The sequence below is a fragment of the Shewanella sp. DC2-4 genome, from assembly GCF_013248875.1.
GTDB lineage: Bacteria > Pseudomonadota > Gammaproteobacteria > Enterobacterales > Shewanellaceae > Shewanella > Shewanella oncorhynchi.
On record NZ_JABRVR010000002.1, the window covers coordinates 2,785,163 to 2,804,796 of the forward strand.

At 49.4% G+C, this 19,634-nt stretch carries 6 protein-coding genes; 4 read left to right on the forward strand and 2 right to left on the reverse strand.

Annotation, left to right across the window (positions count from 1 at the left end; all coding sequences use genetic code 11):
• Positions 1 to 78: 78 nt before the first annotated feature.
• The gene (locus HQQ92_RS13035; RefSeq protein ID WP_173245878.1) at positions 79 to 624 is read right to left on the reverse strand and encodes a hypothetical protein; all 546 of its coding nucleotides are present in this window, start codon (positions 622 to 624) and stop codon (positions 79 to 81) included.
• Positions 625 to 712: 88 nt separating this feature from the next.
• Positions 713 to 1,582 (reverse strand): 4'-phosphopantetheinyl transferase superfamily protein, encoded by an 870-nt coding sequence (locus HQQ92_RS13040; RefSeq protein WP_173245881.1) that lies wholly within the window; start codon positions 1,580 to 1,582, stop codon positions 713 to 715.
• A 648-nt stretch (positions 1,583 to 2,230) separates the two neighbouring features.
• Here HQQ92_RS13040 and HQQ92_RS13045 point away from each other — a divergent pair.
• From HQQ92_RS13045 to HQQ92_RS13060, 4 genes are read left to right on the forward strand one after another with little or no spacing between them, the layout of a single operon-like run.
• Positions 2,231 to 3,100, forward strand: coding sequence for a helix-turn-helix domain-containing protein (locus tag HQQ92_RS13045; RefSeq protein ID WP_173245884.1), 870 nt, complete (start codon positions 2,231 to 2,233; stop codon positions 3,098 to 3,100).
• Entirely contained in the window at positions 3,097 to 11,256 is an 8,160-nt protein-coding gene (locus HQQ92_RS13050; protein WP_173245887.1) for a type I polyketide synthase, read from the forward strand. Before HQQ92_RS13045 ends, HQQ92_RS13050 begins: the two co-directional genes overlap by 4 nt.
• Positions 11,253 to 13,553, forward strand: coding sequence for a PfaB family protein (locus HQQ92_RS13055; RefSeq protein ID WP_173245890.1), 2,301 nt, complete (start codon positions 11,253 to 11,255; stop codon positions 13,551 to 13,553). Before HQQ92_RS13050 ends, HQQ92_RS13055 begins: the two co-directional genes overlap by 4 nt.
• Entirely contained in the window at positions 13,550 to 19,525 is a 5,976-nt protein-coding gene (locus tag HQQ92_RS13060) for a beta-ketoacyl synthase N-terminal-like domain-containing protein (RefSeq protein ID WP_309247078.1), read from the forward strand. The genes HQQ92_RS13055 and HQQ92_RS13060 overlap by 4 nt, the downstream gene beginning before the upstream one ends.
• The last annotated feature ends 109 nt before the right edge of the window (positions 19,526 to 19,634 follow it).

Here is a 19,634-nt window from a genome sequence, read left to right on the forward strand (position 1 = left end):
AGAGTGAAGTACGGATAGCCATTTTCACGACATGTTCTCTCTCGCGCACTCCTTAAAGGCCAGATTAAAGTAAGATAATTAATTCGCAGACTCTGGCGTTGGGACTGAAGTTTTGCACTCAAGCAATAACTGCTGAAAATGCGCGCCTAAGTCTTGCTGGGCAAATTGCTCACTCGCGGTCACCATTTGCTTAAGACTTTGTAAGGCTTGATCTAAACCTTGTTGCTCGATAAGACTTTTAGCATAGGTCGCCGCATCGGCGCCCTTTTGTAGCAAGCTCGCGACCTGATCAAAACTGATGTCTTGCTCCATTACTTTCTGTAAGTCCCCCAGCAGCTCTGCCACTTTAGCAGACTCCACCAGCGAGCCTTCAACATTGACTAACTTACCCAGCGGATCTTGGCTGAGTTTTTCAGCCACACAGGCCGAAACTGTGCCTGCTGCCGCGCTTTGAGCCACAACATCTAAGCCATTGGCACGAATTTGCTCAACCACTTGCTGCAACTGTGGATCTTGGGCTAACCAAGCCTGCTCCAATTGCTGCTTTTCATCGCCACCAAAATAACCACAACCAGATAGCAACACCATCATAGTGGCAGGTATTAGGCACTTAATCCGTTTCATTGTTAAACCTCATTTATTTCATTCAAATTCAAAATATTATGGGCGTGACTATACCCAGCAATGTTTAACCGAAGATGAATAAGACCAGTTAACCATAATTGGCAAGTAAGGCTTCTATGCTGCTCAGTTGCGCCGTTAGCATTATGGAAATCTCGGTGTTACCAGCATGCCCTAAGCTCACGGCAAAACGGTACTCCTCGGTCAAACGCCCAAAATAGGTTTGCCAATACAATGAACTTGCATCAATGGTTTGCAGCGGGATATTAGGATAGACACTCAGCAAAGGCGCCACACCATAGAACGGCATCAACGCTGCATCTTGGCATCTAAGCTCAACCGATCCGGCCACCAATTGCTCGAATGGCTTTAGATCAAAGCCGAAGGATTTAAGCGACTGCGCTAAACCTAGACCTGTCGCCTTGATATAGGACTCCTTTAACGCCCATAAATCGAAAAAGCGCTGCCGTTGACTCGCTTCATCGGCGAGAGCTAATAAAGCCGCAGTTTCTTGGGCGGAAAAATAGTGATTTAGGATTGGATAGATATCCGTCTTCGGCCGCGATCTTTCAATATCGACCCCAAATAAACCAGACTCAACACCATGAAACTGAGCCACACCAATCAATAACCAATCGCCGCTATGGCTTAAGTTAAACTCAAGCCCCGTTTGCTGTTGCAATTTTGCCGTTAAACTCGGCTTACCCTTAGCGCCATATTCAAAACACCACTCGTGTGGCGATAAATCCGCATAGCGAGATAACACGGCCCGCAACGCTGCCCTGACCTGTAATCCCTTCATTTGCGCCTTGGGATCGCGATAACGCGCGACCTTGGCGAGTTCATCATCACTTAACCAAGACTGAGCGAGTGATGTTTGCGGCAATGAAATATCACTCAGTGGAATAAAAAATAGATCCACATTCACGCCGTTTTTGCTAGATGTTCTGGAGTCGGTCATTTGAGAGCCTTGCAGGACAAAGCCTTGCGGCTGATGGTTATCATTGTCTGGCTTTTTGGAGAGCACTTAGCAACATTCATATCTGGGTATTGTCTTGGTTCATCATTCTCTGAGTTCATTATGCATCTTAAATAGTTTCAACTAAGCCTGAGTTCAATTCTTAGCAGCACTCTAATTAGAGCAATTCTTAGAACGACCCTGAACGCCATCCTATGCGCAAATTTTTTGCTGCAATTGCGCCAAGGTTTTGCGCCCAAATTAACAGGTTTAGCCGCACAGTCTGATTCCTTGCAGAGGAGGCTTAAGCCAATATTGGGCTATTTTACCCCGCTAACTCAAAAAAGCGGTCTTTATCGCCCCTAAAAATTTAATTCTTCCACTATCAAAGTATTAAAAAGCCCAAGCGGTCAACGAAAACCCAACATAACGCACAGAAAATACCATTACTCAACGAAAGCCAATAAATTCCAGTCCCAGATGATTGTATCGACCCGAAACCTCAGGTAATCTGCATCCCCATTAAGTGACACAGATGATAAGCACAGGTTTTACGATGAGTGTCACTATGTTCTTCAAGAGTGCCACAGCTGACTCAGCCAAAATGGCTTCTCAGTCCCAATAGATTATGTCGGATGATAATTATTATTAATGGCAGCTCGCGACTCTCAATCTAAAGCGCCGTCTTACGCCCCCAAGAGCACAACTCAAGCGGCGAAAAAAGACAGCGCACCTCGGCATCGAAACGCCACCACCACGCCTGAAATGCGACTCTTTATCCAGCAATCGGATCTGAGCGTCAGCCAGCTGGCAAAAATTTTAAATATCACCGAGGCAACGGTGCGTAAATGGCGGAAGCGTGAGTCCATTAGCAACAGTTCGAACACGCCTCACCACCTCAATACCACGCTCACGCCGATGGAAGAATATGTGGTGGTGGGATTACGCTATCAACTCAAACTCACCTTAGATAGATTACTTCAGGTTACCCAAACCTTTATTAATCCCAATGTGTCGCGCTCCGGCCTTGCCCGTTGCTTAAAGCGATATGGCATATCGCGGCTCGATGAATTTGAAGCACCGCAAGTCCCCGAACGCTATTTTAATCAATTGCCTGTGACTCAAGGCAGCGATATCCAAACCTATACGGTCAATCCAGAAACCTTGGCTAAGGCGCTCGCATTGCCGAGTACCGACGGCAATACTGTGGTGCAAGTGGTCTCACTCACCATACCGCCGCAGCTCACTGAACAAGCTCCAAGCTCAGTACTATTAGGCGTAGACACAGCAAGTGATTGGATTTACCTCGATATTTATCAAGACAGTAATACCCAAGCGACCAATAGATATATCACCTATGTCCTCAGACATGGGCCGTTTCATTTACGAAAGTTGCTTGTTCGCAACTATCACACCTTCTTAGCCCGTTTTCCCGGTGCCCATGGCACGCCAAAGACAAACGCGGCTGAATCCCAAAACAAGGTCACCGTATCCAGGTCGACCCGTGGAGACTCTTTATGAGCCATACCCCTTCTGTACCTAATTCTGCGACTGAGTCAAAAAAAGATAAACGACTCAACAAACGTTTAAAAGATATGCCCGTTGCCATCGTCGGCATGGCCAGCATCTTCGCTAACTCGCGTTATTTAAATAAATTTTGGGATTTGATCAGCGAAAAAATCGATGCCATTACTGACATCCCAGATACCCATTGGCGCGCCGAAGATTACTACGATGCCGACAAAAGCAAAGCCGATAAAAGCTACTGTAAACGCGGTGGTTTTTTACCAGAAGTCGACTTCAATCCAATGGAATTCGGTCTGCCGCCCAATATTCTTGAGCTGACAGATACCTCGCAACTGCTGTCGCTGATTGTCGCCAAAGAAGTGCTTGCCGACGCCAATCTGCCCACCGATTACGATCATGATCGTATCGGCATCACCCTAGGTGTGGGCGGTGGTCAAAAAATCAGTCAGAGCTTGAACTCGCGCCTGCAATATCCAGTGCTTAAAAAAGTATTCAAAAGCAGCGGCCTGAGCGATGAAGACAGCGAAATGCTGATCAAAAAGTTCCAAGACCAATATATCCACTGGGAAGAAAACTCTTTCCCAGGGTCCTTAGGCAACGTGATTGCAGGCCGTATCGCCAACCGGTTTGATTTTGGCGGCATGAACTGTGTGGTCGATGCTGCCTGTGCGGGCTCGCTTGCCGCTATGCGTATGGCGCTAACTGAACTGACCGAAGGTCGCAGCGACATGATGTTAACCGGCGGTGTCTGTACTGACAACTCGCCGTCCATGTACATGAGCTTCTCAAAAACGCCTGCCTTCACCACCAATGAAACCATTCAACCCTTTGATATCGATTCAAAAGGCATGATGATCGGCGAAGGGATCGGCATGGTCGCGCTTAAACGCCTTGAAGATGCCGAGCGCGATGGCGACCGAATTTATGCCGTCATCAAAGGCGTTGGCGCCTCATCGGACGGTAAGTTTAAGAGTATTTATGCGCCGCGCCCTGAGGGCCAAGCTAAAGCATTGGAGCGCGCTTACGACGATGCTGGTTTTGCCCCGCACAGCATTGGCTTAGTTGAAGCCCATGGCACGGGTACTGCCGCAGGTGATGTGGCTGAATTTAATGGCTTAAAATCAGTATTTGCCCAAGGCAACGACACAAATCAACATATCGCGTTAGGTTCAGTAAAATCCCAAGTGGGCCACACTAAATCCACAGCAGGCACTGCTGGGGTGATCAAAGCCGCGCTAGCGCTGCACCACAAGGTATTGCCTGCGACCATTAACGTTAGCAAGCCTAATCCAAAACTGAATATCGAAAGCTCACCATTCTATTTAAATACCGAAACTCGCCCATGGTTCCAGCGCGCCGATGCAACGCCGCGCCGTGCAGGTGTAAGCTCCTTTGGTTTTGGCGGCACGAACTTCCATCTTGTATTAGAAGAATACAAACCTGAGCACAGCCGCGATGAGCAATATCGTCAGCGCAGTGTGCCGCAGACGCTATTATTTGCCGCAGCCAATAAAAACGCGCTGCTTAGCGAGTTAAAAGCTGCGCTGAGCCAAAGCGTGAACACGAGTGCAAACGCGAATAAGAGCAGCGCTGCGAGCCTAAACGCTATCGCTCAGCAATATCCGCTGCGCGCACTGGCAAGCACAGATGCCCGTTTAGGTTTTGTGGCTAAGGATATCGCTCAGCTGCAAGCTCAGCTAAATCAAGCCATCTCTCATCTAGAAAGCAGTGCGCATTTAGAAAGCGGGCACCTAGAAACCAGTGCAAGCGAGGCGTGGCAATTACCTTCTGGTATCAGCTACCGCTCTCATGCCTTAGTGGCCAAGAATGAATCAAAGAAAGTAGCCGCCCTGTTTGCCGGTCAAGGTTCACAGTACCTGAACATGGGCCGCGAACTCGCCTGCCATTTCCCTGAAATGCGCCAACAAGTGACGGCCAGCGATAAGGTATTTGCTCACCACGATCAAACACCGTTATCGAACATCCTTTACCCTATTCCGGCATTCGATGCCGATGCAGTTAAAGCCCAAGAAGCGGCGCTGACCAATACCATGTTCGCCCAAAGCGCCATAGGCGCGGTTTCAATGGCGCAATATTCGCTATTAACGCAAGCGGGTTTTGCACCCGATATGGTGGCGGGTCATAGCTTTGGTGAATTGTCAGCCCTTTGCGCGGCAGGCGTGATTTCCAATGAAGATTACGTCGAACTGGCCTTCGCCCGTGGGCATGCCATGGCGCAAGTGCCGAGCGATACTGGGACTCAAGTTGATTTAGGAACCATGTTCGCCATCATTCTGAAGCAAAAGAATGATATCGATGCGCTTAATAGCTGTTTAGCCCAGTTTGATGGCGTTAAAATTGCCAACTACAACGCGCCGACGCAATTAGTCATCGCAGGTGGCACAGAGCAAACTCAGCTGGCCGCGAAAGCCATTAGCGAACTGGGCTTTAAAGCAATTGCCCTGCCTGTCTCAGGCGCGTTCCATACCCCATTGGTTGGACACGCACAAAAACCCTTTGCCAAAGCCATTGATAAAGCAAAATTTAGCGCACCAAAAGTAATGCTTTATGCCAACAGCACAGGTCAATTGCACCCAAGCGATGGCAAAGCGATTAAAGCAGAATTCAAACAACACATGCTGCAATCAGTTCGCTTTAGCGAACAACTGCAGGCCATGTATGACGCTGGCGCCCGTGTGTTTGTTGAGTTTGGCCCTAAGAACATACTGCAAAAGTTAGTTGAAAATACCTTAGGCGAACACTTAAATGAGCTTTGCCTTGTCAGCATGAACCCGAATCCTAAGGGCGACAGTGACAGTCAATTACGCTTAGCCGCAGTGCAACTCGCGGTAGCCGGTGTGGCGTTAACTGAGGTTGACCCCTATCAAGCCGTAACGTCACAAGAAATTGCCGAGCGTGAAGCGCCATCGGCGATGAACATCAAACTCACAGCAACTAACCATATTAGTGCTGCGACCAAAGCTAAGATGGCGAAATCCCTCACCACAGGCAGCGTGACTAGCCAAGTGCAATATGTGGATCGCATCGTTGAAACGGTTGTCGAAAGAGAAGTCGAAAAAATCGTTGAGAAAGAAGTCATCGTCGAAAAAGTTGTTGAAAAAATAATAGAAGTGGAAGCGAATCAAGTGGCAACTGTTGAAATGAAACAAACATCCCCAAGCGTGACGCAAGGCTTAAGCAATCACCAGCAACAAGCGACGGCGCAATTGAATCCAAGTACAGCAAGCGTCAGCGGCGATGCGTTAACGGCATTTTTCAGCGCACAATCTCAAGCGGCGCAGTTGCATCAACAGTTTTTAGCTATCCCACAGCAATACGGCGATACTTTCACGACACTGATGACAGAACAAGCCAAGATGGCAAGCCTTGGCATTGCAATCCCTGAAAGCCTGCAACGCTCGATGGAAATGTTCCACCAGCATCAAGCGCAAACCCTGCAAAGCCACGCCGAATTTATGCAGCTACAAAGCAGTAGCAGCCAAGCAGCCTTGGCCATGCTAAACAATGCGCCGATTAACTTTACCCCAGTGGTTGCAAGTCAACCACGAGCAACTGCGCCAGTTCCAGCGCCTGTTGCTGCAACAACATTGCCACACAATGCTGCACCAGTAGCGACTCAAGCTGTTGCGACGAGACCAGCGGTTAGCACATCTGTTGCGCCTGTTGTGCAAACCGCTCCCGTTGCTTATTCACCTGCTGTGACTGTACAAGTCGCGCCTGCCGCTCCTGCATTAGTCATGCCTGCTGTAGTGATGCCAGAAGTGACACCTGTGGCAACAGCAACGAGCGGCTTAAGTGCAGCGTTAGTGCAACAAACCATGATGGCTGTGGTGGCCGATAAAACAGGCTATCCCACTGAAATGCTGGAACTTGGCATGGATATGGAAGCCGATTTAGGTATAGATTCGATTAAGCGCGTTGAAATCTTAGGCACAGTGCAAGACGAACTGCCGGGCTTACCTGAGCTCAGCCCAGAAGATCTGGCCGAATGTCGTACCTTAGGTGAAATCGTTGACTACATGCAAAGTAAGCTTACACAAAATGACAGGCTTCCAGCAGTGGGTTCAATTATCGTAGCGCCTATTACTGCTGCAAATGTGACAACTCAAGTGGCAACAGCCGCACCTGCCGTTAACGGTTTAAGCGCTGCGTTAGTACAACAAACCATGATGGCTGTGGTGGCTGACAAGACAGGCTATCCGACTGAAATGCTGGAGCTCAGCATGGATATGGAAGCCGATCTAGGTATCGATTCCATTAAGCGCGTTGAAATTTTAGGTACAGTACAAGACGAACTGCCGGGTTTACCAGAGCTCAGCCCAGAAGATTTGGCTGAGTGCCGTACCTTGGGTGAAATCGTTAACTACATGAACAGCAAATTGCCAGCGGCTGGCCAAGTTGTAGTTTCTACAACAACGCCAACAACTCCTGCAGCCAGCGGTTTAAGCGCTGCGTTAGTGCAACAAACTATGATGGCAGTGGTAGCCGACAAGACAGGCTACCCCACTGAAATGCTGGAACTCAGCATGGACATGGAAGCTGATCTCGGTATCGATTCCATCAAGCGCGTTGAAATCTTAGGTACAGTGCAAGATGAGCTACCAGGTTTACCTGAGCTGAATCCTGAAGATCTGGCCGAGTGTCGCACCTTGGGTGAAATCGTTAACTACATGCAAAGTAAGCTTACACAAAATGACAAGCTGCCTGCAGCGGGCGCAGTTATCGTAGCAACTCATGTGACAACTGCCGCGCCTGCCGCCAGCGGTTTAAGCGCTGCGTTAGTGCAACAAACCATGATGGCTGTGGTGGCCGACAAGACAGGCTACCCCACTGAAATGCTGGAACTGAGCATGGATATGGAGGCTGATCTAGGTATCGACTCCATCAAGCGCGTTGAAATTTTAGGCACAGTGCAAGACGAACTGCCGGGCTTACCAGAGCTCAGTCCAGAAGATCTGGCCGAGTGTCGCACCTTAGGTGAAATCGTTGACTACATGAACAGCAAACTACCTGCGGTTGGCTCGACTTCAACTACAACAGCAGCGCAAGTCACTGTTACCGCTACAACAAATAACGGCTTAAGTGCTGCACTTGTCCAACAAACCATGATGTCAGTAGTGGCCGACAAGACTGGCTACCCCACTGAAATGCTAGAACTCAGTATGGATATGGAGGCCGATTTAGGTATCGATTCCATCAAGCGCGTTGAAATTTTAGGCACAGTGCAAGACGAGCTACCGGGTTTGCCTGAACTCAATCCTGAAGATCTGGCCGAGTGTCGTACCTTAGGTGAAATCGTTAGCTATATGCAAGGCAAGCTAGGCCAAAACGCGGTAAGCCAGAATGCCGCGCCAGTTAGCGCTGTCGTTCAGCCTGAACCTACTATCGATTTACCGCCACACAGTGAGGTGGTGCTAAAAAAGTTGCCAGCGGCAGCTGAGCTAGCGCAACTATCGCCACAGCAATCGTCAAAGCAATCAGCGCAACAAGCTCTAACACGCGTTTTTGCTAAAGATGCCTGCATTATCATTAGCGATGATGGTCACAATGCTGGCGTACTTGCTGAAAAATTGCATGCTCAAGGTCTAACTGTTGCGGTTGTGCGCTCGCCAGAAAACCTTGTGGCCAGTGCATCACCGCTCAATAGCCACATTGCCAGCTTCACATTGGCGGCGATTGACGATGCCAGCATTGGTGCAGTAATTAATGAAATCAAAAGCTTAGGTACAGTTGCAGGCTTTATTCATCTGCAACCACAACATAAAACCTCAGCCGATGCGAAAGGTTTAGTGTTGTCCAGTGCCGCCAAGGCATCCGTCGAGCAAGCGTTCTTGTTCGCCAAGCACTTACAACCGTTTTTAACAACAGCAGCGACCGCCAATACTGGTAGTAGTTTTATCAGTGTCAGTCGTATCGACGGTGGTTTTGGTTATCTTAACCACAGCCAAATTGCCCGCAGCGAGCTAAACCAAGCAGCATTGGCAGGTCTAACGAAAACCTTGAGCCACGAGTGGCCAAGCGTGCATTGCCGCGCCTTAGATATCGCGCCAGCACTTGATACCAAGCAACTGGCCAATGCAGTGATCGCTGAGCTCTTTGCAACCGATAACGTATTGGAAGTCGGTGTTAGCCAAGGCGCAGCCCAAGCACTTGAGCGTGTAACCTTAGTTGCTGGCAAGGCTGATACCCGCCACAGCGCGGCAAACTTGACGAGTGCAGATAAAATACTGGTGACCGGTGGCGCAAAAGGCGTGACCTTTGAATGTGCGCTAAGTTTAGCCAAACGCAGCAAGGCGCACTTTATCCTTGCTGGCAGAAGCAGCCAACAAGCCATTCCCGCTTGGGCACAGGGTAAGAATAACAGTCAACTTAAAGCCGCAGCTATTGCCCACATTCAAAGCTTGGGCGAGAAACCCACGCCAAAACAAGTGGATGCCCTAGTATGGCCAGTTCAAAGCAGCCTAGAAATTGCAGCCGCACTAGAAGCCTTTACCGCTGTGGGCGCGAGCGCCGAGTACTTAAGTCTCGATGTTAACAATCCAGATGCGATCGCCAGCACGATAGTGCCGATCACCGAGTTGTCGCCTATTACTGGCATCATCCATGGTGCGGGCGTACTCGCCGATAAACACATCCAAGACAAAACCTTAGATGAGTTAGCACGGGTGTATGGCACTAAGGTCACAGGTATAAGCAATCTACTTGCCGCACTGGATTTAGATAAATTAAAACTGATTGCCCTATTCTCTTCGGCGGCGGGTTTTTACGGCAATACTGGCCAAAGCGATTACGCCATGTCCAACGACATACTCAACAAAGCCGCACTGCAACTGGCGCAGCAACTGCCAAATGCCAAAGTGATGAGCTTCGATTGGGGTCCGTGGGACGGCGGCATGGTGAATCCTGCGCTGAAAAAGATGTTTATGGATCGCGGTGTTTATGTGATCCCGTTAAAAGCGGGTGCTGAGTTATTTGCGAGCCAATTACTGAGCAACACAGGCGCACAATTGCTGGTTGGTACTGACATGCAAGGCAGCGCACCTCATGACGACACTTCTAATAAAGTGCAAGAGACTGAAGGTAGTAATCTAAAAAAGCCTGAAGCGGATCTGACCACTGACTCGTCGGATCCGCATGCTTTGCTTAACGCTTTAAATCCAAGCGCAGTAAATATAAGCGCTGTAAAACTGCAGCGCGCACTGGACCCTAAGGCAATGATCTTTATTGAAGATCACTGCATTAATGGTAATCCCGTATTACCCACTGTGTGCGCGATTCAGTGGATGCGTGAAGCCGCCTTTGATGTGCTTAAGCAACCAGTCAAAGTGCAAAGCTACAAGCTATTGAAGGGCATTATTTTCGACACTGCCGTGTTACAAAATGGAGTGTTAGAAAGTGCAGCCCCCATCACGCTGGAACTTGAACTTGCACCGATTGCGTTAACGGATAAAGCCGCGAAAGATTCTGACGAGTGCTTGAGTGGACAATTCAATGCCTTAATCAGCTTTGAAGGTCGTCCGCAATATCAGGCCATCCTAGTCGTTGATGATGCTGTTGATGACGCGGCGAGTGATAACTGCAAAGCAACTGCTTTTGACGCGCACAGTTTGGCAAGACTTTCTGCCATCACAACCGCGAGCAGCCTTTACAGCGACGGCACGCTTTTCCACGGCCCGAGACTGCAAGGTATTGAGTCTGTGGTGAAGTTTGACGATGCGAGCTTAGTCGCCAAGGTGAGTCTTCCCCATGTTGCGTTAGCAGACTGCGGGGATTTTGTGCCTAATCTCACGCCTAAAGGCTCACAAGCTTTTGCAGAAGATTTGTTGCTACAGGCGATGCTGGTGTGGGCGAGACTCAAATATGGCGCGGCGAGTTTGCCATCAAGCATTGGTGAGTTTATCTCCCATGCGCCGTTTGCCTTTGGCGATAAAGGTCATTTAGTGCTCGAGGTGGTGAAACACTCTGGCCGTGCCCTTGAAGCCAATATCACGCTGTATCATCAAGATGGCCGCTTAAGCTGCGAGATGAACAACGCCAAAGTCACCATCAGCAAAAACCTTAACGGTGCATTCTTAACCAATAAAGTTGCTAATAAAGCCATTGAAAGCGTGGAGGCCAAAGTCGAGTGAACTTAGCACACACTTTAGCAACGCTACATAGCAGCCAAACTGAAACGTCGATAGCTGACACAGCTATGACCGAAAAGCTTGCCAAGCCACTGCGTATTGCAGTGTTGCTTGGCGATGCGGTCAATCTTGACTCTCACTCAGCCCAAGTATTAGGGACGTTTGCGGAACGTGAAAGAGTTCAGATTTGCGCTGCCGACGCCAACCAATCGACAGCTCATGAACCGTCAGTGCATGAGCAAAGCTCGCTCACTGCGTTATTAAGCCAAGCAACAACAGCCATTGAGCAAGGCAAGCTCGTTGAACTTAAATTCAATGATGGCAATCTGCCCCAGTCTCTGTATTTGCTTGATGGTTTACGCGCCGCCAAACTGCGTCTTCACGCCCACGCGTTTATTGCTGGTTTTGCCGCTGGCAATGAGACTACAGGTGTTGTAAATGCAGGTGTTGCTAATGCAGCGGCTGTTGCAAATGCGGCGTTAGTGGCGGCAAAGCGCAGCCCTGCACAAACCGTTCAGCATCAGCTCGTCGCCAACACTCTCAACGAGGCATTTGTTGCGCTGCGCCAAGGCGTAACCGCCCTCGCGGCGCGAACACAAGCGCCGCTTAAAGGCACTACTGATATAAAACAGACAAACGACACAAATCATCAAACTGGCTATTGGTTTAGCGACCAACATCAAGCGCGGGTTTTATGTCTAAATCTTGTAGCAAAGAATCTAGCGGCAACAAGATCAAACCCAGCAGATACCTTGCTGGATTCAGGCCAAGATATTTGCCAAAGCCTAGTACTGACCCAAGGCACACAAGTTATCGCACCCAAAGCTCTTGTTGATGAAAACCGGCTGTTTGTGCCGATAAGTGCTGACAATATTAATTCACTCATCGCGCAAGTATTGCAACTAGTTAACACTCTGGAAAATGGCGTAGGCTTTCACGCGGAATATCTCAAACCTTGGTTTGAACGCTATGATGCCAACGCACCACTGGCATTAGTCTTGATGGCGGCATCGATTGATGACCTCAAACTTGAAGCCAAAGCTATGCTTTCGGCCCTTGAAAGTGATGCTGTTCGTCATCATGGTCAACACTTTAAAACGCCAGCGGGTAGCTGTTTCACCGCTAAGCCGCTAGGGGATGCAGGACTTACCTTTGTATACCCCGGCGTTGGCACTGTTTACGCCAATATGTTCAATAACTTGCATGAGTATTTCCCCGCGCTGTATCACCAGCTAGAACGTGAAGGCGATTTAAGCGCCATGCTGCAATCACCGCAGATTTATGCCGCAGATGTAAAAACTGCAGCGGGCATGAGCTTAAGCCAGCAAGCGATTAGTGGCGTGGGCGCCAGTTATCTATTCACTAAACTGTTGACCCAAGTCTTTAATATTAAGCCAAAAATGGCGCTCGGTTACTCAATGGGCGAAGCAGCCATGTGGGCCAGCCTAGATGTGTGGCAAACGCCCCATGCTATGATCAACGCCACAGAAAATAGCGATATTTTCAACCATGCCATTTCTGGCGAGCTAACCGCAGTCCGCCGAGCGTGGCAACTTAAGGATAATGAATCCATAGTGTGGAACAGCTTTGTGGTACGCTCAGGTAGCAATGAAATCAAAGCATTACTGCCAGAGTTCCCTCGCGCTTATTTAGCCATCATTCAAGGTGATACCTGTGTCATTGCAGGCTGCGAAGCGAGCTGTAAAGCCCTACTTGCCAAGTTAGGCAAACGCGGCATTGCTGCCAATCGCGTCACGGCAATGCATACTGCGCCTGCCATGTTAGTCCACGGGCAAGTACAAGATTTCTATACTCAAGCGCTAAAACCCGAGGCGCTAAATCCCGAGGCATTAAAACCTGAGGCGCTAAAAGCGGCGGCGCAAGACTCGCCGATCCGCTTTATCAGTGCAGCGCAAACTGCGCCAGTCACCCTTGATAGCACAAGCATTGGCCGCGCGATTGCCGATACCTTTTGTTCGCAGCTCGACTTTAGTGCGCTCATTCAAAATGCCACTGAGCAAGGCGCAAGACTATTTGTCGAAGTGGGTGCCGATAGGCAAACCAGCACACTCATAGATAAAATCAGCCATGCCCATGCAGGCCAAAGCACCGAGAACGCAACTACAGCAGCCATTGCCTGCAATGCCAAGGGTGCCGATGCGATTACCAGCTTACTCAAGTGTTTAGCTCAGCTGATAAGCCACAGAGTACCGTTGTCGCTCGCGCCGCTTATTCAGCCATTAAGCACTAACGCAGCCCCTTTATCATCAGCAGTATCACCAAAAGGAGAACCCCTGTGAGTTCTCAGCATTCCCCTACTATTGATAAAACTACCGTGCCTATGATTTTGTCAAAAAGTGCGTCAAACAGCGCATCAAAAAGTGCGTCAAAAATTGCGATTGTCGGCCTCGCGACTCAATATCCTGATGCCGATAATCCTCAAACCTTTTGGCAAAACCTGCTGGATAAAAAAGACTCACGCACCCAAATCAGCCGCGAGAAGCTCAATGCCAATCCCGCCGATTACCAAGGTGTGCAGGGACAATCTGACCGTTTTTACTGTGATAAGGGCGGCTACATTCAACACTTTAAGTTTGATGCTAGGGGCTATCAACTGCCTGAGTCCGCCTTTGACGGTTTAGATGAAAGCTTTTTATGGGCACTCGATTGCAGTCGTAAAGCCCTGCAAGACGCAGGGATTGCCCCAAGCGATGCCGTACTGGCGCGCACTGGTATCGTAATGGGAACCTTGTCGTTCCCCACGGCCCGATCCAATGAATTATTTTTGCCTCTGTATCATCAGACCGTTGAAAAGGCGCTGCAAAACAAACTTAATCAAAGCGCATTTCAGCTGGCTGATTTTGGCAACTCAGTTAACGATCTCAATGCCAATAGCCAAACCTTAAACATCGCCAATGGCGCCGTTGCTCACACAGCCTCAAAACTGGTCAGCGATGCACTCGGTTTGGGTGGCACCCAGTTGAGTCTGGACGCCGCCTGCGCCAGCTCGGTTTATGCGCTCAAACTCGCCTGCGATTACCTGACCACAGGCAAGGCAGATATGATGCTTGCGGGCGCAGTATCAGGCGCCGATCCCTTCTTTATCAACATGGGATTCTCGATTTTCCACGCCTATCCAGATCACGGTATTTCAGCGCCCTTTGATAGTAACAGCAAGGGCTTATTCGCCGGAGAAGGCGCAGGGGTGTTAGTCTTAAAACGCTTGGAGGATGCCGAGCGCAATGGCGATAACATCTATGCCGTCGTCAGCGGCATTGGTTTGTCGAACGACGGTAAAGGCCAGTTTGTATTAAGCCCCAACAGCAAGGGCCAAGTGCAAGCCTTCGAGCGCGCCTATAGTGCCGCAAACACACTGCCTGCCAATATCGAAGTGATTGAATGCCATGCCACAGGCACGCCGCTTGGGGATAAGGTCGAACTCGCTTCGATGGAACGCTTTTTTGAGGACAAACTCTCGGGCTCTGCGGTACCGCTGATCGGTTCGGCAAAATCCAACTTAGGCCATTTACTCACAGCCGCGGGCATGCCGGGGATCATGAAGATGATTTTTGCCATGCGCTCGGGTCGACTGCCGCCAAGTATTAACTTATCAGCGCCGATATCTTCGCCTAAGGGCTTGTTTAGCGCTAAAAATCTGCCAACAGAATTGCATGCTTGGCCAGATAAAGCCGGCAATGACCGCCGCCACGCGGGTGTTTCCGTGTTTGGTTTTGGCGGCTGTAACGCGCATTTATTGCTGGAATCCTATGCAGCGGCAAATACCAGTAGTAAGCGTCAGCAGAGTGCTGCCACAGTAAGCTACCAACATACACCATTAAATATCATTGGCTTAGCATCACACTTCGGGCCTTTATCCTCCATAAATGCACTGGATAACACGATTCATGCTCGGCAAGATGCCTTTATCCCGCTGCCCGCTAAACGCTGGAAAGGCTTAGATAAACATCCTGAGATCTTAGCTAACTTTGGTTTGCCTTCTGTCCCGCAGGGCGCGTATATCGACCAGTTCGATTTTGACTTCCTGCGCTTTAAAGTGCCGCCCAATGAAGACGACCGCCTGATCTCCCAGCAACTGCTGCTGATCAAAGTGGCCGATGAAGCGATTCGTGATGCCAACTTAAAGCCCGGTGGCAAGGTTGCTGTATTAGTAGCGATGGAAACCGAACTGGAATTACACCAGTTCCGTGGCCGCGTAAATCTGCACACTCAACTGGCAGACAGTCTTAAAAAACAAGGGATAACACTCACACAAGCCGAGTATCTCGCCCTTGAAAAAATCGCCATGGACAGTGTGCTCGATGCCGCCAAACTGAACCAATACACCAGTTTTATTGGCAACATCATGGCGTCACGTATCGCATCCCTTTGGGACTTTAACGGCCCTGCCTTTACCATTTCAGCGGCGGAGCAATCGGTCGCCCGCTGTATCGATGTGGCCGAGAACCTCTTGTCCCAAGAATCCTTAGATGCCGTAGTGATCGCCGCAGTCGATTTAAGTGGCAGTCTAGAGCAAGTGATCCTCAAAAATGCCGTATCGCCAGTGGCATTTAATGCGACTGACACTGGCTGGAAAGTCGGTGAAGGTGCAGGCGCATTAGTGCTCACGACAGCGCAATCAAGTACAGCCCAGCCAAGTAATGCCGCTGACAATGCTAATGCCAATAGCAGCTATGGCGACAGTTATGGTCACATCAGCGGCCAAGTATTTGGCGCGATTTGTGACATACAAGGTAATAGCAACACAGCGCGCATTTGCGATGACCTGTTAACCCAAGCCAAGGTGAATAGCAGCCAGATTAGCTTGATTGAAAACAGTATTTCTGTTGAGCAACTTGCCGATTCAGAGTTGGTACTCAATACCCTGTTGCCGAGTGTGAACCAGCGCAGCCAAGCCGCTGATACCCTAGGCCACAATTTTGCTGCTGCGGGAATGGCGAGTATTTTGAGCGCGCTGTTGCAGCTTAAAAATCAAGCGCAACTTAACAAGCATTCTTCTCAAGCTCAGCAGCACGCGCTCGTTGCCACGTTTAGCCAAGGTAAATGCTCGCAGTTACTGCTCAGCCAAAGTGCCACGCAAGCATACAATTTGCAGCAAAGGCTTGAACAAGACTTAACGCTTTCAGAGCAAAAACACTTAATAAAACAAGTAACGCTCGGTGGCCGCGATATCTATCAGCATATCCTGGATACGCCGCTCGCAGGTCTTGATGCTATACAACAAAAAGCCCAAGCCATGACAGCACTGCCAGCGCGCAGCCAACGCAAACATTTGGCCCAAATAGCGAGCAAAGACACGAGTCGCTTTGCAACAAGCAGCCCAACCACGGCTCAACAAAAAGAGACATTAAGCAGCATGCCAATGAATGCCCTAAGCACGCCCAATAAAAACGCCACTCAAGCAGAGCTAAAAGACGCGGCATTTTTAAGCAATCAGCAACTCGCCCGTGAAGCCCATTTAGCCTTTTTACAAAGCCGTGCTGAAGGCTTGAAACTAGCCGAGGCCTTGATGAAAGCCCAGCTTGCCAGCGAGTTAGCCGTCAATGGCCAAGCTGCGCCAGTACAACAGCAAGCCATAATTCAAGCATCTGCGACAGCGGTTCTTCCACATCCTGCGCTTTATCCCAATCATGCAAAAGTGCCTGAGTACACGCCGCCAACACCGATAAGCAAGCCTTGCATTTGGGATTATGCAGATTTAGTCGAGTACGCCGAAGGTGATATTGCTAAAGTATTTGGCCCAGATTACGCCATTATCGACAGCTATTCGCGTCGTGTACGCCTGCCAACGACTGACTATTTGCTGGTATCTCGGGTAACGAAATTAAACGCCCAGATGAACCAATATCAGCCTTGCACTATGACCACGGAATACGATATTCCTGTGGACGCGCCGTATTTGGTCGATGGCCAAATCCCTTGGGCCGTGGCGGTCGAATCGGGTCAATGCGACTTGATGCTGATCAGCTACTTAGGTATCGATTTTGAAAACAAGGGCGAGCGCGTTTATCGCCTGCTCGATTGCACCCTGACCTTCCTTGGCGACTTACCGCGCGGTGGCGACACCCTGCGCTACGATATTTCCATCAATCACTTTGCCCGCAATGGCGATACCCTGTTGTTCTTCTTCTCCTACGAATGTTTCGTGGGCGACAAGCTGATCCTGAAAATGGATGGCGGCTGTGCCGGCTTCTTCACCGATAAAGAGCTGGCCGACGGCAAAGGTGTTATTCACACCGAAGCTGAAATCAAAGCGCGCAACCTCGCCTTGAATAATCCGAATAAACAGCGCTTTAATCCGCTGCTTGATTGCGCGCAAAACCAATTTGATTACAGCCAAATCCATAAACTGCTCGGCGCCGATATCGGTGGCTGTTTTGGCGGCGCCCATGCGACGCATCAAGCCCAATATGGATTGCAGCCCTCACTATGTTTTGCATCCGAAAAATTCCTGATGATTGAACAGGTCAGCAATCTTGAGGTGCATGGCGGCGCGTGGGGCTTAGGCTCAGTTCAAGGCCATAAGCAGCTCGAAGCTGATCATTGGTATTTCCCGTGTCATTTCAAGGGCGACCAAGTGATGGCGGGGTCATTAATGGCCGAAGGTTGTGGTCAATTACTGCAATTCTTTATGCTGCATATTGGTATGCACCTCGGAGTTAAAGATGGTCGTTTCCAACCGCTCGAAAATGCGTCACAAAAAGTGCGCTGTCGCGGTCAAGTTTTGCCGCAATCTGGCCTGCTCACCTATCGCATGGAAATCACCGAAATCGGTATGAGCCCGCGCCCGTATGCTAAGGCGAATATCGATATTTTGCTCAATGGCAAAGTGGTAGTGGATTTCCAAAACCTTGGGGTGATGATCAAAGAAGAAGCCGAATGCACCCGCTACCTCGCGGATAATGCCAACAGCACAGCTAACAATACGACTAGAAATGTAGCTAAAAATGCTGTTTCGGCTGCGCCGTTGGTTTCAACAACATCAGTATCGTTAGCGGCGCCACTGATGGCACAGTTGCCTGATTTAACTGCGCCAACCAATAAAGGCGTAGTGCCGCTTAAGCATGTGCCTGCTCCAGTCGCGCCTGCGGATTCAAAGTATGCTAACCGCGTGCCCGATACCCTGCCGTTCACGCCGTACCACATGTTCGAATTTGCCACTGGCGACATCGAAAACTGCTTCGGCCCCGATTTCAGCATCTATCGCGGCCTTATTCCACCGCGCACGCCTTGCGGTGATTTGCAGCTCACGACTCGCGTCATTGCGATTGACGGCAAACGCGGCGAGCTGAAAAAGCCATCATCGTGTATCGCTGAATACGAAGTGCCAGCAAACGCTTGGTATTATGATAAAAACAGCCATCACGCCGTTATGCCCTATTCTGTGCTGATGGAAATATCACTGCAGCCAAACGGTTTTATCTCAGGTTATATGGGCACCACATTGGGCTTCCCCGGCCAAGAGCTGTTCTTCCGTAACTTAGACGGCAACGGTAAGCTGCTGCGCCATGTGGATTTACGTGGCAAAACCATAGTGAACGACTCACGTTTGTTATCGACTGTGATTGCTGGCAGTAACATCATCCAGAATTTTAGTTTTGAATTAAGCTGCGATGGCGAGCCTTTCTACCAAGGTAAAGCGGTATTTGGTTACTTCAAGGGCGATGCGCTGAAAAACCAGTTAGGCATAGACAACGGCAAGATCACTCAGCCTTGGCATGTGCAAAATGGCATAGCCGCCGATAGCCAAATCAATCTGTTAGATAAACAACATCGCAGCTTTAACGCACCAAAAGGTCAACCACATTACCGTTTAGCGGGCGGTCAACTTAACTTTATCGACAAGGCTGAAATCGTGAAAGCCGGCGGTAAAGCGGGCCTTGGCTATTTATACGCCGAGCGCACCATTGACCCAAGTGATTGGTTCTTCCAATTCCATTTCCATCAAGATCCTGTGATGCCAGGCTCATTAGGGGTTGAAGCCATTATCGAGCTGATGCAAACCTATGCGATTGACCAAGACCTTGGCGCGGGCTTTAACAATCCAAAATTCGGGCAGATTTTATCGGATATCAAATGGAAGTATCGCGGTCAAATTAACCCATTAAACAAGCAGATGTCACTGGATGTGCACATTACCAGCGTGACAGACGACAATGGCAAACGCATCATTATGGGCGATGCCAACTTGAGTAAAGATGGTCTGCGGATTTATGAAGCTAAAGATATCGCCATCTGTATTGAAGAAGCCTAGCGAGTTTACGCTGTTAGAAAGACGCTAATCTCGAATAACAAATAACAAATAACAAATAACAAATAACAAATAGTTGCGCCGCCTTGGCTATCCACATCACCAAGGCGGC